Annotated in this window: 15 protein-coding genes and 1 pseudogene; 5 read left to right on the top strand and 11 right to left on the bottom strand. The window is 59.2% G+C overall.

Translation table 11 applies throughout. The annotated features are described in order from the left end of the window. A partial coding sequence (locus ACTJLB_RS28175) for a hypothetical protein (protein ID WP_440785218.1) occupies positions 1-226 on the top strand: 226 nt, incomplete at its 5' end. A gap of 142 nt (positions 227-368) precedes the next feature. Further along, positions 369-902, top strand: a complete 534-nt coding sequence (locus ACTJLB_RS28170) for an EF-hand domain-containing protein (protein ID WP_440785217.1) — start codon at positions 369-371, stop codon at positions 900-902. 458 nt (positions 903-1,360) lie between these two features. On the opposite strand, the gene ACTJLB_RS28165 is transcribed toward ACTJLB_RS28170, so the two are convergent. From ACTJLB_RS28165 to ACTJLB_RS28155, 3 genes are all read right to left on the bottom strand, one after another. Next, entirely contained in the window at positions 1,361-2,065 is a 705-nt protein-coding gene (locus ACTJLB_RS28165) for a dienelactone hydrolase family protein (protein WP_408422240.1), read from the bottom strand. Between the two features lie 230 nt (positions 2,066-2,295). Then, a complete protein-coding gene (locus ACTJLB_RS28160; RefSeq protein ID WP_440785216.1) occupies positions 2,296-3,237 on the bottom strand; it encodes an alpha/beta fold hydrolase in 942 nt (313 codons plus the stop codon). A gap of 104 nt (positions 3,238-3,341) precedes the next feature. Further along, positions 3,342-3,986: a glutathione S-transferase gene (locus tag ACTJLB_RS28155; RefSeq protein WP_408422246.1), complete on the bottom strand. Its 645-nt coding sequence runs from the start codon at positions 3,984-3,986 to the stop codon at positions 3,342-3,344. 120 nt (positions 3,987-4,106) lie between these two features. Here ACTJLB_RS28155 and ACTJLB_RS28150 point away from each other — a divergent pair, with 120 nt between their 5' ends. Further along, the gene (locus tag ACTJLB_RS28150; RefSeq protein WP_408422248.1) at positions 4,107-4,670 is read left to right on the top strand and encodes a TetR/AcrR family transcriptional regulator; all 564 of its coding nucleotides are present in this window, start codon (positions 4,107-4,109) and stop codon (positions 4,668-4,670) included. Between the two features lie 272 nt (positions 4,671-4,942). On the opposite strand, the pseudogene ACTJLB_RS28145 reads toward ACTJLB_RS28150, so the two are convergent. Together ACTJLB_RS28145 and ACTJLB_RS28140 are read right to left on the bottom strand one after the other, a co-directional pair. After that, a pseudogene (locus ACTJLB_RS28145) lies at positions 4,943-5,119 on the bottom strand (transposase); the annotation flags it as partial. A gap of 23 nt (positions 5,120-5,142) precedes the next feature. Then, positions 5,143-5,427: a hypothetical protein gene (locus ACTJLB_RS28140; RefSeq protein WP_408422251.1), complete on the bottom strand. Its 285-nt coding sequence runs from the start codon at positions 5,425-5,427 to the stop codon at positions 5,143-5,145. 500 nt (positions 5,428-5,927) lie between these two features. Between ACTJLB_RS28140 and ACTJLB_RS28135 the strand changes: the two genes are divergently transcribed. Together ACTJLB_RS28135 and ACTJLB_RS28130 are read left to right on the top strand one after the other, a co-directional pair. After that, positions 5,928-6,739 (top strand): IS5 family transposase gene (locus tag ACTJLB_RS28135; RefSeq protein ID WP_095417314.1). Its coding sequence is split into 2 segments (ribosomal slippage): positions 5,928-6,267 and positions 6,267-6,739, totalling 813 coding nucleotides; the frame shifts between segments, so codons are not numbered across the junction. 367 nt (positions 6,740-7,106) lie between these two features. Then, positions 7,107-8,966: a sulfatase-like hydrolase/transferase gene (locus ACTJLB_RS28130; RefSeq protein WP_408422254.1), complete on the top strand. Its 1,860-nt coding sequence runs from the start codon at positions 7,107-7,109 to the stop codon at positions 8,964-8,966. Positions 8,967-9,042: 76 nt separating this feature from the next. On the opposite strand, the gene ACTJLB_RS28125 is transcribed toward ACTJLB_RS28130, so the two are convergent. The 6 genes from ACTJLB_RS28125 to ACTJLB_RS28100 form a co-directional block, all read right to left on the bottom strand. Beyond that, positions 9,043-10,083, bottom strand: a complete 1,041-nt coding sequence (locus ACTJLB_RS28125; RefSeq protein WP_408422256.1) for an NAD(P)-dependent alcohol dehydrogenase — start codon at positions 10,081-10,083, stop codon at positions 9,043-9,045. Positions 10,084-10,152: 69 nt separating this feature from the next. Beyond that, the gene (locus tag ACTJLB_RS28120) at positions 10,153-10,899 is read right to left on the bottom strand and encodes an SDR family oxidoreductase (RefSeq protein ID WP_408422258.1); all 747 of its coding nucleotides are present in this window, start codon (positions 10,897-10,899) and stop codon (positions 10,153-10,155) included. Between the two features lie 9 nt (positions 10,900-10,908). Continuing rightward, positions 10,909-11,889: a sugar-binding transcriptional regulator gene (locus tag ACTJLB_RS28115; protein ID WP_408422261.1), complete on the bottom strand. Its 981-nt coding sequence runs from the start codon at positions 11,887-11,889 to the stop codon at positions 10,909-10,911. A 48-nt stretch (positions 11,890-11,937) separates the two neighbouring features. After that, positions 11,938-12,843, bottom strand: coding sequence for a carbohydrate ABC transporter permease (locus tag ACTJLB_RS28110; protein ID WP_408422264.1), 906 nt, complete (start codon positions 12,841-12,843; stop codon positions 11,938-11,940). Further along, on the bottom strand, positions 12,840-13,775 hold the full coding sequence (locus ACTJLB_RS28105) for a carbohydrate ABC transporter permease (RefSeq protein WP_408422267.1): 936 nt from the start codon (positions 13,773-13,775) through the stop codon (positions 12,840-12,842). Before ACTJLB_RS28105 ends, ACTJLB_RS28110 begins: the two co-directional genes overlap by 4 nt. Positions 13,776-13,800: 25 nt before the next feature. Beyond that, positions 13,801-15,153: an ABC transporter substrate-binding protein gene (locus ACTJLB_RS28100; protein ID WP_440785215.1), complete on the bottom strand. Its 1,353-nt coding sequence runs from the start codon at positions 15,151-15,153 to the stop codon at positions 13,801-13,803. Positions 15,154-15,178: the final 25 nt, after the last annotated feature.

Below are 15,178 nucleotides of genomic sequence, written 5' to 3'. Positions count from 1 at the left end.
ACCGAAACCGCTGACGCCTGATCGTGATCACCGTCGCTATAATCCATTGACCGCGCAACACCACCATCCAGACCGATCACGTTCGCCGAAACGACTGATCACCATCACCGAAATCCGCACTCTTCGAGACGCGTCCATCTCGTTCCTTCCAAGCCTTGAAGTTAAAGGTTGGCCGGAAAAAACACCGGACGGAAGAGCGAAACCGCTAAAGTTATTTGGAGTTTGAACGTAATCCAAATGGTAGGTGAGTTCCGCGCTCAGTAGGCGGCTTTTCAGCCTCTACGACGTGCCCTTGAAGCAATGGCGCAATGCGCGCGGCCAATAAACGTCCCGGTCGTTTCAGATCAACGCTTAGAAGGAGTGTAGGTATGTCAATCGGTTCCGTCGGAAGTTCACTAGCCATCCTCTTGCAAACGAACGCGGAGACTAAGCGAAGCGCACATGCTCCCCTCAGGTCGCCCAGCGCCGATGAACTTGCTACCAAGAGCACACGTCAATCAGTTGTCGTCACTCTTAGCGATGGGGCGAAAAAGTCGGAGTCGTTGGCTGCGACACCTCTCGCTGTCGCTTGGGCCCCCCAGATGTTCGTGCAAGGCGACTCAAGCGGTGATGGACAACTTTCGAAAGACGAGTTTGAAACGCAGATGAAACGCGCTGGTCTTGCGACAGCCGCTGCCGACAAGCTGTTCAAAATGTTTGACTCATCAGACGATGGTCAGCTCACCGTTTCGGAATACGTGGATGGCGTCAATGACAGCATCCACGCGGGGAACGGGTCGTTCGATAGACTGATGCATTCCTACACTCAGGACGCAAATGGAAGCGTGCAGAAATCAGCGATTGACCAGTTCCTGAAGAAGGGTGAGGATGTCGCTTCCGCTTATTGGAAGAACGCTCGCTAAACCGAATGGCCAACGGGTGCTCAAGGCGCTATCACGTTGGCGAGGTGGTGATGCGACCAGGCAGAAGGCATGCGGACCTTGAGAAGACAGACGAAAATTGGGTGGCCTCGTTAAACCGGCGCCACTCAGTTTCTTCGATGCGGCTCAGGTCAAGCTGGAACCATTCGTGCCGGCGGACCGGCTGGCTGACGATCATTACCGGTAACTGGGGCACTGACGGCAGCGATAGCCGGGGGAGCAGGTTCGCCGAACCCGATTCGAAGTAAGAGACGACGGGATGCGTCGTGGCTTTGCGGTCGTGGCACTCCCGCAGCCTGCGTTATATCGTAGACATCGGAAGGCGTCGGTGGCCGCGGCACCGACGCGGCCATTCCGGAACAGCACACGCACACAAAGCAACGTCGCCTCGTGAAGAAGAAAATCGAATTTCTCTTCACGAACGTCTCACCGCGACCAGCTCAGTTCCACAGCGTGCGGCCAAAAAAGGTCAGTGTGCGGTCCCACGCCAGCTGCGCCCACACCGGATCGTATTGCGTACCCGGTATGCGCCCATCGCCCACTGCAGTTTCATTGGCAAAGGCATGATGTGCCAGATAGCGATGGAACTCCACGGATCCCCTACTGCTGGCAAACTTCGTCTCAAGCACGTCCACGCTTGCAGCAGGAAAGAACGCATCCTGAGTGGCCCAGTGCGCCTGAATCGGCGCTTTGATGCGTGACGCATCGAAATCGTCCAGAGGCGGGAATCCATACCAAACAACGCCAGCTGAAAATTCAGGGATAGCACTGAGGGCGAGGAGCGCCAAGGCGCCACCCATGCAGAACCCGGTTACCCCGATAATTTCCGTGTACGTATTCAGGTATTGAAGCGCGCCACGGACGTCTTGAGAGATCGCCCCAGCGAAGTCCAGACTATCCATATAGTGGTGGGCTTCTTCTTCCTCGACCGTGGACTTTCCTCGGTACAGGTCGGGAACCAGCGCGATATAGCCTGCGTGAGACAAACGGTCCGCCACACCCCGGATCTGCGCGTTTAGCCCCCACCATTCCTGGATTACAACGATCGCCGGCGCGCCTTCGAGCTCCGCTGGTTTAGCAAGATAGCCCTCAACGGCTTGACCATCCGGACGGTGAAAGCTGACCATAGTACCCGCGTTGCGCATCTAGTTTCCTCCTACACTTGATCGACAGTTGAAGTTAAGCCCGACTAGCCGCCTTGTTGCATGGCAACTGGCTTTCAGAGTCGCGTTAGACACGGCATGCACCACCGCCTGCGTCCGAGATGTCCGCGCGCTGAGAGGAGACGAATCGTCTTCAGCGCTGCGAGACGTGACCGTTGCTAACAGCTATAAGACGGTGCACAGCAGTTCCCATCCGCTGTTCCACGAAGGCGTTACTCTTCGCGATTGAGAAAGGCCGTCACGTCCGCCACAAAGCGCGCGGGATATTGATACTGTGCCCCGTGGCTCGAGTCAGGGTACAGAATCAACTGAGCGTTCGGCAGGTTCTCCTCCAAGGTAAACGAATTCACCGGATAGTGGACGATGTCGTGACTGCCGCCAACGACGAGCGCAGGCTGCCTGATGTTCTTCAGGTACGCATTCGCGTCAGCGTGAGGCGCGCCCCATGCCGCGAACGCCGCTACCTGGGCCGGTGCGACCTTATCGTTCACGTCCGGGTCACGTTCTCTCGAGCGGGCGTGAAGGCGACCGAGGAATTCTTGTCCAGCAGCGCGACTCGCGGCGGATTGTGTGAAGAACACGTCGAGCAGTAGCTGATCGCTGCTTCCACTGTCCTTTTTGATCATTTCCTGGAACTCTGGCGTCAACGTTGCCATTCCAGCGCCGCCCCGTGGTCCACTTCCGACCAATACCAGATGTCGAACAAGTTCTGGGCGCTCAACGGTAACCTCCTGTGCAACAAGACTACCGAGAGAAAATCCAAGGAGGTCTGCCTTTTTGATCTCGAGCGCGTTTAGAAAATCGATGGCATGCGCTGCCATCCCCTCGACGGTCTTGGGCACTTCCCCTTGGGAACTGGCGACGCCAGCGTTGTCAAACAGGATCACCTCCCGGTTCCTGGCAAAACCGTCAATGACCGCCGGGTCCCAATTGTCCATGTTGCCTACGAAATGCTGGAAAAAGACCAGGGGCACACCGCCGCGCTTCCCGAAGCGGCGATACGCGAGCTTCGTACCATTCGCATCGATGAACCTCGTCGGCGCTGTTTGATGTGTGTATATTGCGCGCTGGTCTTGTCCGACCTCCGCGGCATATAAAGTCGCAGTCGCGAAAGCGGCAACAGTAGCAAGCGCAAGCGTTCCGGCCTTGATCATTGAGGTAGGCGTTGTCTTTCGCACGTTAGTTATCCTTACTTCAGTAAATGCATCACGTTTCTGTCCGTCTCCTAAAGCTTCAATCGCTTCGGGATTAATCGCGCCTACGCCGGACTCTTGACGGAGGAACGCTCGTCAACAGTCCGCCGCCAATTGAGTAGCGCGGTGCATTCGTCTGGAACTGAAATGTTCGCAAAACCAGCGAAAAGAAGTCCCGCCCAAACCGTTATATCCGCCATTGAGAAGAATTCGCCCGCGACGTACGGTTGCTTCGCGAGTACCTCGTCAAAGTAGCGCATACCGGCAACGGCCCTGTCGCGTGAGCGTTCACCCCATTCTTTGCGACCTGTCCACTCGGGGCTCTTGTACGCCTGAAGCGCCGGTCCAAGACCGGGTGTCGCGTGGTGAAAGTAGATCCCAACCGCGTCGACGAGCTCTGACTCGGCGCGCTTCTGCATCATATGAACCAACGCCTTTTCTTTGGGCGATTTGCCCGTCAGCACCGGCTTGCCGTCGAGATTGTCGAGATATTCGGTGATAGCGGTGCACTCCGAAATGTACGTTCCATCATCCAGCTCGAGAACAGGCACAGTGCCGGTAGGGTTGATGCTGAGGAAGGCATCCTGCTTGTGTTCTGCAGCAGGGAGATCGACTTTAATGAACTCGACCTGTGACGAGAGATTTTTCTCCGCCAGCGCAATCCGGATGCGCATCGGGTTAGGGAAACCGGGAATGTCGAAGATTTTCATGACGAGCCTTTGAAGGGACGGGTTACATTACCTATCGATAGGTAAGCTTCCGCACTGTATCGACCACTCTCGGCGCTGTCAATCCTTACTTATCGATAGGTAGCGTGATATAGTCGCTGCATGACAACGGATACCAAACAGCGCATCCTCTTGACGGCTCGACGTATGGTTCAGGCACGCGGGTACAACGCGCTTAGCTTCCGGGAGATCGCCAAAGAGGTCGGCATAAAAAGCGCTGGCGTGCATCACCACTTTCCCACCAAGGGCAACCTTGGCGCCGCTTTAGCCCGCCAATACACGGAAGAAGCGGTGAAGTTACTGCACGACCTGCTCGAAACGTTTAAGAACGAGCACGAGACGTTGGAGCGCTATACGAGCGTGTTCCGCTCAGCACTCGTGCAAGACAATCGGATGTGTCTTTGCGGCATCATGGCGGCGGAGCACCATGACCTTCCCGACGAAGTTCGGGTAGAAGTCGATCGCTTCACAGAGGTGAACGTTGACTGGCTTTGTAAGATTCTTTCTTTCAGGGAAGACGCGAGGGATGCCCAGGCTATTAAGCGCCAGGCACTTGCAATTTTTGCGTCTATTGAAGGCGCTCAGCTGGTCGCTCGCGGACGCGGCGACGTGTCCGCCTTCGACGATACGGTCCGCGCATATCGAAGCGCGGGACTTTTCGCTTGAGCTTTGCCGAAAGTCCGATTACATGAGGCGGTATCCGGGTTCGCGGCGACATTGGCGAATTATCGGCACGCCCAACTGGTTGTTCGCTGGCTCGTGGCGGGCAGGCCAACGCGCTGCCTCCGTAATGAGCGTGCTGCGCTCAGACCACTCAATAGGCGCGAACCACGCCGATCTGAGGACGTCCTCACGCGAATGCCGACCCCAAGGCCAGCGACATCGAAACATTGCTGCCGCGGGGTTGGCAGCCGACAACGGCCGTCGACGAGACCGTGTTATGAACTTTGAAGTACCGGCACTGCATGCACGAGCATAAGCATGGCGAAGACCTCGAAATGAAGACCGGCAAGAGTTTCAGGTAATCGCTCATGGTCCCGCGCAAGGCGGCGAAAGCGGTTGAGCCAGCCAAAGCTGCGCTCGACTACCCACCGCCGTGCCAGTAGTACAAAGCCCTTCTTTGCTTCCTGTAGTATGATCACCTGCAGTTCAATGCCTTCATTGCTGGCAGCCTGCGCAGCGTCTTGAGGTGTTGGCAGCCTTCGATACGCATGGCTTCGAACACTTTCTCCCGCGGCATGCCCGCGCGCAGCAGTTCGTCGAGCTGGAGGCGGCCCTCGCTTGCAAGCAGCGTCACATCCGTTGAAACGAGCGTTTCCAGACGCCGGTGCGTCGAACCTGCTCTCGCAATGCAGCGCTGCAACCCGATTGCGACGAGCGCGATCACCAGCGGCGGAAGCAGTCCCCGGTTCGACGCTTGCAACGGCACCCCAATGGCGGCGGCGAGCGTGACGGTAACGGAGATTTCAACAACGTGTATTGACTGACAACGCGCCGGCCGAGCAGCCGCATCGTGACGATGAGCAATACGTACGTGACGCCGGTTCGCAACATCACCTCAAGCAGGAATTGCCAGGACGCATTGCCGAAGAGGAACCGATGCAAGTCGGTCAGACCGAATGAAGGGCACTGCACGACCTCTCGAAAGGTGATTGACGCAATCGCTCTGAGCATTAAACGTGCCGCACGGCAGGCGATTGGAGCTTTTGCTGGCGCATCGCCGTAAACTCAGTCGCCGCTGGACTGCTTAGCGTGGCAAATGGCCGGGCTGCGGCGTGCTCGCCCCTAGCGCCGCCAACTGGCGAACCAGGCAGATAATTCGACGCAAAACGACTTAGAAGCTGTTGCGAAATTAAGTTCTGGGGCTGTTAACTTTTCTGGCTTGGTGTTAACTTTCTGTCTTGTTTTGCCTGACAGGAAGCGATGTCTAAAGAACTCATAGACGACGAACTGTGGTCACTCATCGAACCACTTCTGCCTGCGCGAGCACCTCGCAATCGGCAATATGCCGGGCGCAAGCCAACACCCGACCGCGCTGTACTGACGGGCATCGTGTTCGTACTGCGCTCAGGCATTGCGTGGAATCTCCTGCCGCAGGAGATGGGGTGCGGCTCAGGCACTGCCTGTTGGCGACGGCTCGTCGCATGGCAGGAAGCAGGCGTCTGGCAACGCATCCACGAAACGCTGCTGGCCGAACTGCGTCGTCGTGGCGAAATCGATTTGTCGCGCGCGCTCGTGGACAGTTCATCGATTCGCGCTGTGCTGGCGGGAAAAAAACCGGCCCGAATCCCACGGACCGGCGCAAGCTCGGCAGCAAACACCACCTCATCGTCGACGCGCAAGGCATCCCGCTCGCGGTCATCCTGAGTGCAGCGAACCGCCACGACATTACCCAACTCGATGCGCTGGTTGAGGCAATTCCGCACATCAGAGGCAAGCGGGGGCACCCCTTGCATAAACCACAAATCGTTCAGGGCGACCGGGGCTACAGTTCCGAACCACATCGGCAACGTTTGAGAGAACGCGGCATCACGCCGGTGCTCGCAAAAATTGGCTCGCCCCATGGAAGTGGTCTCGGCAAAACGCGCTGGCCAGTCGAGCGTTCGATTGCATGGCTTCACTCGTTTCGACGCCTGAAAATTCGCTACGAACGTTATGCCCATATTCATGAAGCCTTCCTCTCTCTGGCTTGTGCCTTAATTTGCTGGACACGTCTCAAGCCAATGTTTAACTAATTTCGCAACAGCTTCTTAGGGGTTTGGCGGATTTTCAACTATAAAAACTTCGGAAGTCTCAATTGCACGCACCTTTCTTTCCATAGAGTCCAATACTTCGAACCATGCCCGCCCCTGCCCGTGCGAGTCTCGGGACGGTTCCGTAGTGTTTTGACGGCCGCACACGGCCATGGCTGTCAGCCGACATGCCATGAAATCAATTCTTCACTTGCGCCGACGCGGTTTCGCCTATCCTTCGCGTGGCTCGACGATTTGATCGTACCGGCCGTCAAGAGCCGGTACCGGCCGACGTGGTCGCATCATTGTCGGCGGACAACACCCGGCCTCGCATCGGGATGCCAACATCATTTACTTAGGATATCTACCCATGGATAGGCGAAATTTTATCAAAAGGACCTCCGCCGTTGGCGCGGCCATCGCAACGACGAGCGTCGGCGCCGAGAGCGCAGGCGACGCTCGAAACAGTAAGCTCAACATCCTATTCATCCTTCTGGACGAAATGCGCTTTCCGCGTGTGTTTCCGAGAGGCGTTCCGGACGCACGCGAGTTCCTGAAGGAATACATGCCTCGTACATTCGATCTTTGGAAGAAAGGCGTCAAGTTCGCCGGCCATTACACGGCGGCTTCGGCATGCAGCCCTGCGCGCGCCGCGCTGATCACTGGACTCTATACCCACCAGAACTGGCTGCTCACAACCATTCTCGATTCGCCCGATACCAAGCTGTCGATACAACCGGTGCTAAATCGACACTTTCCTACCTACGGCAAGGTTCTGCAGTCGCTCGGCTATATCACCCCGTATATTGGCAAGTGGCATTTGTCCATCGTCCACAAGGGTCAAACACCTCTGGCGCTGTACGGTTTCGAAGGGATGACCTATCCGGATCCCACTGGCAGCAACCTCCAGGGCACGATCGGCGAACCGGGGCAAGGCTACCTGAGCGACGCGAATATCGCGGATCAGGCGGCCCAGTGGCTTCAGCGACGCAGGCCGTCCGACCCGCCCTGGTGCCTGACCGTCGGCTTCATAAACCCGCACGACAAGGAGTTCTTTCCAGCGGGTACCGAGTTCAAGCGCTTCACTGAGCTTTTCGCGTCGAACAGGTACAACCCAAACGGCTATTCTCAGTGGATCGATTACACCGCAGCGCCGCCCATGTACGACTGGGACTCCAATCCGCTACGCGATCCACCGCAATACGGGTTTGCAGCAACGGCGCCAAACTGGGAAGCGGGCCCACAGCTCGCCGCCAATAAGCCTCCGATGCAAACCTTCAACCGCACTCTCCAGGAAGCGGTCTGGGGTGGCGTGCAGGACACACGCGGGACGGACTTTAAAATCTCGGCTTACCCGGTCAATCCTCACTTCCCGCCTCCCGCGGAGACCAAGGGGGTCGCCAAAGCGCCATTTCATTACTGGAAGCGTGGCCTCGATTCGTATACGCAGATCTTGTCTATAGTCGATGCAAAGATCGGCGCGGTCATCGACGCGCTGCCGCCTGCGGTCGCCAAAAAAACTGTCATCGTCCTAACGTCGGACCACGGCGACTACGCCGGCGCGCACGGTTTGATCTCGGGTAAAACCGGTACGTGCTACGAAGAGGCGTTCAATGTGCCGCTCATCGTGGTCGATCCGACCGGGCAGTACAATGGGGACCTCGATGTTGTCCGCAGCGGTCTGACGTCGTCCGTCGACATCCTTCCGATGCTGGCTACCATCGCCAACGGCGGTACGCGAACCTGGATGACCGGAGACTACGCACAGATCTATGGAAACCGGCACGACATGCTTGCCATGCTGAAGAGCGCGGGTGCACCTGGCCGCCCCTATGTGGTCTTCGCATCCGATGAGACCGTGCCGGAGGTCTACAACTTCAATTCGTCGGCCTCGCACATCATTGGCGTGCGAACGGACAAGGGCAAGCTCGGCACCTATTCGAACTGGGCACCCTCCACAACGACCATTACCGGCCCGAGCGATCTCGAGTATTACGATTACGCGACTGAGCGAGGCCGGCTTGAACTGGACAACCAGAACCAGTCAAGCGCGGCACAAGCGTTGTTTCAGCGATTGATGACTGACGTTCTTCCGAACGAGTTACAAGCTCCGCTCCCTGGCAGGTTTGTCGCCGCGCAGGATACGGCGCGCTCGCGCTACACCGAGTACGTCAGTCGTATCAACAGCGGTGGGAACTTCGAACTGCCGTTCAGAATCGGGGACGTCTGACGCGTCCGCGTCGGGGCGCGACGCAACGGGCACGCGGCGCTAAGCCCCGCCCTTGCCCTGCCCCTTCCGCCTGTTCCTACTCCTGCTCCATCACGATCTGCACCTTCACGTCGGTCGGTTTTCCGCTCGCCGCTTCCTCGAACGCCTTGATGCCGTCTGCGAATGCAAACGAACGCGAGATGAACGGCTTGACGTCGATGCGTCCCGACGCGATCAGCTGGATCGCGCCTGGAAAAATATTTGCGTAACGGAACACGGACTCGACGCGCGCCTCCTTGATCTGCAATGCGACAACATCGAGCGGCACCGGATGCTGCGGCATGCCGACGAGCACGAGACAGCCGCCGGGGCACAGCAGATCGGCGATGCCGTCGAACGCCTTCTCGCTGCCGCTCGCTTCGAACACGATGCTGGCACCCCAGTCTTCCGTCACCTGCTTGACCACCTCCCGCACCGCCGTTTCGAGGATGTTCACGGCCGTCACGCCCGGCGTGGCGCCGATCAGCTCCAACTTCTCCGGCACCATGTCGCAAACAATGACGCGGCTGCATCCGCCCGCGAGCGCCGCGAGCACGCACATCATGCCGATCGTGCCCGCACCCATCACGACGGCGACATCGCCCGGCTTGATGGCCGCCTTCCTGGCCGCCTGAAGTCCGATCGAGAGCGGCTCGACAATCGCGCCTTCGGCAAAGCTCACGTTGTCCGGCAGCTTGTAGGTGAACGCAGCCGGATGAACCACGAAAGGTGCCAGGCATCCATGCACCGGCGGCGTGGCCCAGAAGCGCACTTTCGGATCGAGGTTGTAATAGCCCTCGCGCGATGCGCGCGACTCCATGTCGGGCACACCGGGCTCCATGCAGACGCGATCGCCGGGTTTCAGATGCTGCACCTCGTCGCCGACCTGCACCACGGTGCCTGCTGCTTCATGCCCGAGCACCATCGGTTCATTGACGACGAACGGTCCGATACGTCCATGCTGATAATAATGAATGTCGCTGCCGCAAATGCCGACCGTATGGATGCGGATGCGCACGTCGCGCGGGCCGACCGTCTGCGGCAAACTGAAAGGCCGCAGGCTGATGCGTTGAGTGCCTTCGAGTACCAGTGCGTCCATCTTCGTTCCTTTCTCAAGAGAGGTTGAGCTTCGAGTCCGATTTGATCAACACCGCGCGCCGCCCCCCGTTCAACCTGCCTGAAAGCCGCCGTCGACGGCCAGGCTCACGCCGCTGACCATCGCGGCGTCGTCGCTGAGCAGATAAGCGATCGTGCGCGCCACTTCGAGCGGCTGCACAAAGCGGTTGAGCGGAATCCGCGCGAGCATGCGCGCGGATTTTGCCGGGTCGCTCCATGCCTTCTCGGCCATCGGCGTCAGCGTCACGACCGGATTAACCGAGTTCACGCGTATGCCATGCGGTCCCAGTTCGACGGCCATCACGCGCGTGAGCGCGTCGAGCGCCGCTTTCGACGCACAGTAGGCCGCATGCAGAGGCAAGCCCACCGTCGCCGACAAGCTCGATACATTGACGATGGACCCACGCACGCCGCGCGCGATCATGCTGCGCGCGCATGACTGGGCGACGACCATCGCAGCTTTCACGTTGACGGCCATGATCGCGTCGAACGCTTCGGTGCTCGTGTCCAGAAACGGCTGCAACTCCACGATGCCCGCGCAATTGACGAGCAGATCGACCGGCTGCGCGGCGTCGGCCGCCTCGCGCGTAGCTGCGGCATCCGCGAGATCCACACACACCGTCTCGCAGCCGGTCTCGTCAGCGAGGGGCTGCAGATCGGCCCGAGTGCGGCTCAACGCGATGACCCTCGCTCCCCGCTGCACGAGCAGTTGCACGGTGGCGCGCCCGATACCTTTGCCCGCACCTGTGACGAGCGCGGTTTTGCCTGCCAGTTCGCGATTGCGGTCGGGCGTGTGCATGGCAAATCCTCAAGGTTCTTCGCACAGGCGACGCGCCGTCTCTTCGTCCGTCACGAGGACCGACGCGTAGCGACCGCGCAAGGCCGCGCGCGTCACTTCGAACTTCTTCGCGCCGCCCGAGACAAGAACGACATCGTCGATCTTGCGCAGATCGTCGAGCGAGATCGCAACCGTGCGGCGATTCAGCGGGTGGTCGATCGGGTCGCCATTCGCGTCCATGAAATGGCCCAGCATGTCGCCGACAGCGCCCGCTTTGCGCAGCGTGCGGAGGTCGTCGGCCTTTGAAATGCCATAGGTGACGACCAGCGATTCCGTCAGGTCCCCGCAGGTCAGCAACGCGACGTCGGCGTTGCGCGCGAGTTTGTAAGTGGCGCGCACGGTGTCTTCCCGCAGGATCATGTCGCGTGCTTCCTGGCTGCCCACATAGATGGGCGCGGCGAACAGATAGCCGTCAGCGTGACAAAGGTTCGCGAAGTCGGACACGATGTCGAACGTATTGATGCTCGGGCAATGCGACAGCCCGCCTTGCAGCGACACGGCGTTGAGCGTGCCGTACGAGCGTTGCGGCATCGCGCGCAGCACGGCGCGGATCGTGCGGCCCCAGCCGATGCCGATTGTGCCGCCCCGCTCGATGCGCTTCGCGATGCAGCCTGCTGCGCCAATGCCGAGCGCCGTCATGTTCGCCTCGGGATTGGCGCCGCTCGGCACGACGACCGCCGATTCGAGCTCAAAGCGTTCGACCAGTTGCTCTTCGAGCGCGATGCACGGCGCGATCCGGCTGTTGATCGTGATCTGCACGAGGCCGGATTCGCGGCTCGCCGCCAGCAGCCGGTTGACCCGCACGCGGTTGCTGCCGATACGATGCGCAATCTCCTGCTGGGTCAGATTGCCGATGTAGTAATGCCACGCGACGCGCGCCTGCAACTCCTCTTCGGAATCGATCGCGGTGTCGGCTTCGGACGGCATGGCGGATGAAGCAGTCTTGTTCATGTGCGCTCTGGTTATCGGTGAGATGCAACGCGCCGTTATACCAGAGCGTCACTTCACCGCGCCCATCGTCAGGCCTTGCACGAGCCGCCCGGAAACGAGCAATGCGAACACCACCATCGGGAGCACGATCAGCGTACCTGTCGCCATGATTTCGCCCCATGGCAATTCATAACCGCTCATGTAGCTCGTGGCCGCGACGGGCGACGTGATCGCGTCCGTGCGTGTCAGCACCAGCGCGTAGAGCAGGTCGTTCCATGAAAAGATGAAGGCGAAGATGGCCGATACGACAATGCCCGGCATCGCGAGCGGCAGGTTGATACGCCAGAAGATGCGCCACGGCGACGCGCCGTCCAGCCGCGCCGCTTCGTCCAGCTCGACGGGAATGTTGCGAAACTGATCGGTGCAGATCCACACGACAATCGGCAGCGAGAACGTGATGTAAAGCAGGATCAGCACGATATGCGTGTCGACGATATCGAGTTTCGTCGCGATCAGGAAGAACGGCACTGCAAGAACAACCGGGCTCACCATGCGGTTGGAGATGAACCAGAACCACAGGTCTTCCTTGCCGCGAAATTCGTAGCGCGCGAGCGCATAGGCGGCGGGTGTACCGAGCAGGATCGACAGCACGGTCGTGCTGCTGGCAATGATCAGCGAATTGACGAGACTGCCGCCCACTTCATGCGTGAAGAGCGCCTCGGTGTAGTGCGCAAAGGTGGGTTTGAAGAGCCACACGGGCGGATAGGCCAGCGCATCCGCCTGGCTCTTCAGGCTCGTCGTCACCATCCAGTAGAACGGAAAAACGGACGACAGGAAAACGATCAGCAGGCCAAGGAAGTGCCATGCGGTCGCGTTGCGCCGCGCGGCGCGTGCGCGGCGAGCGCGTGCTGTCAGTCCATTGCTGCCGGCAGGCGCGGCGTTGCCGTGCGCACGTTGGGTCGAAGGTGCGTTCACGCAGCCTCCCGATAGACGAAGCGGATATAAAGGCGCGACAGCACGATGGTGAGAATCAGCAACAGAATCGCCTGTGCGGAAGCCATGCCCTGATCAAACAGACGGAAACCCACGCGCTGGATATACACGCTGATGAACTCGGTCGCGGTGCCGGGACCACCGCGAGTCATGGTGAAGACGGCATCGAACATCTTCAGCATGTCGGCGGAGCGGAGAATCAGGATCGCGGTGAGGCCGGGCAGCAGATACGGCCTTTGCAGATGCCACAGAATCTTGCTCCACCTCGGCGTTTCGAGGCGCGCGGCTTCCTCGGCTTCCTTCGGCACCATCGTCAGGCCGGCAAGCAGGATGAGCGCGCAAAAAGGCGTCCACTGCCAGATGTCCATGATCATCACCGACACGAACGCAAAGGTCGGATCGGCCAGCCAGTCCTGTGGCGGCACCCCGAACAAGCTCGTGATGTAGTTCGCGACACCGAACTGCCGGTTGAAAATGAGGCGGCCGATCAGTCCCACCACCGCATACGTCGTCGCCATGGGAATCACCAGGCTGACGCGCGCGAGTGCGCGCATCCATGGCAATGTCGTGCGATGGAGCATCAGCGCGGCGAACAGTCCGAGCGCGACTTCGATGGGTAGCGTGACGCACAGAAACAGCGCCGTGCGTCCCAGCGCGCCCCAAAACGAAGGATCGCTCAGCGTCGCGGCGTAGTTGTCGAACCAGATGAACGGCGTACCCGACGCCAGATCCGCAAGCTTGTACTGATGAAACGAGTTGTACAGCGCCAGCAGCAACGGATAAATGCCGATGGCCGCGAGCGCGAAGATTGCGGGGATAAGAAACCAGAAGGCGGGCGAGCCGGGAAGACGGACCCGCGAGCGGGGCCGTCCTCGTGTTACGCCGTTGTCCGGTTGTGCAGTGCCGTTCAACATCGGTTCTCCTGTCAGAGCAAGCCTGTTACTTCAGCAAAGGTTTCTTGCCGCTGTAATAGCCCGCTTTGTTGAGGATCTCCTCCGTCTTTGAGCCGATGGTTTGCGCGCCCTCTTTCACCGACACCTGTCCCAGCATGATCTTCGTGCCCCATTCGCCGATCACTTCGGAAACAGCCGGCCACTCGGGGAAACGCGGACGGTAGTCCGGCACCCCGCCCTGCCACGACTCGACCATCAGCTTCACGAACGGATACTTGTCCTGCACCGCCTTGTCCTGATACACGGCCGTGCGAGCAGGCACACCGCCCGCTTCGAGGTAAGGCTTCGCCATCTCTTCAGACGTGATCCATTGAATGAAGAGCCACGCGGCGGCCTGCTTCTTCGCATTCGACTTGGCATTCACGGCGAGCGAGAAACCACCCAACGCCGGCTTCAATCCCGCCGGTCCTTTCGGCTCCGTCGTGATCGCGAGGCAACTGCCGATCTTCGATTTGCTCGGGTCGGTGAGCGTCGGATAGAACGCTGACCATTCGGTGATCATCGCAACCTGTCCTTGTGCAAGCGCGTTGACTGCTTCGGCGTGATCGAAGTCGACGATGCCGGGCGGCATGTACTTCATCAGTTTCTGCCGGTATTCAAGGCCTGCCTGCGATTGCGGCGACATCAGGTTCGACTTGAATCTGGCGTCCAGCAGCGAGCCGCCATTGGGCCACAGCACACGCATGAAACTATCCGCCGACTGCGTTTCGCCGCGCCGCGACTGCAATGCAAAAGCAAACTGGTTTTTGCCTGGTTGCGTGAGTTTGGGCGCATACGTATTGAGCAGTTCGTCCCAGGTCTTGGGCGGCTCGTTGAAGCCCGCATCCTTCAGCATGCACTTGTTGTAAAACATGAGTCCGGAGTAGTTATCGAACGGCAGGCCGTAACCGACCTTGTCCCATGTGCCGAACGAGTCGAGCAGGATCGGGAAGAAACCGGGCAGATTCAACTTCGGATCGGCGAGCTTCGGGTTGTCCGTGAACGTCTTGATCGGCACGAGCCACTTGTTGCTTGCAAATTCGCCGATCCATACGACGTCGACCAGCACCACGTCCTGATCTCCGCCGCCGACGAAGTTGAGCACTTCCTTCTCGCGAGTATTTTCGTATGGAATCACTTCCCACTTCACGTTGATGCCGGTCTCTTTCTCGAACTGAGGAATCAGTTTCTGGGCGGCCTTGTAGCCAGGGCGATCAAGAAAAATGGCCTTGATGGTGGTGCCCGAATACGGCTGCGCGGCTTCTTTCAATGTCCAGGCGCTCGCGTTGGCGGCACAGAGCAGCGACGCCGCGGCGATCGAAAAACTTATGACGGCAGGCTGCAAAAATTGCTTCTTCATCGTTTGTCTCCTTGATTGTTCTTGA

Origin of the sequence: Paraburkholderia sp. 22098 (genome assembly GCF_052045935.1) — a bacterium.
In the GTDB taxonomy this organism is placed as follows: Bacteria; Pseudomonadota; Gammaproteobacteria; order Burkholderiales; family Burkholderiaceae; genus Paraburkholderia; species Paraburkholderia caledonica.
This window is presented reverse-complemented; position numbering and strand designations above follow the sequence as displayed.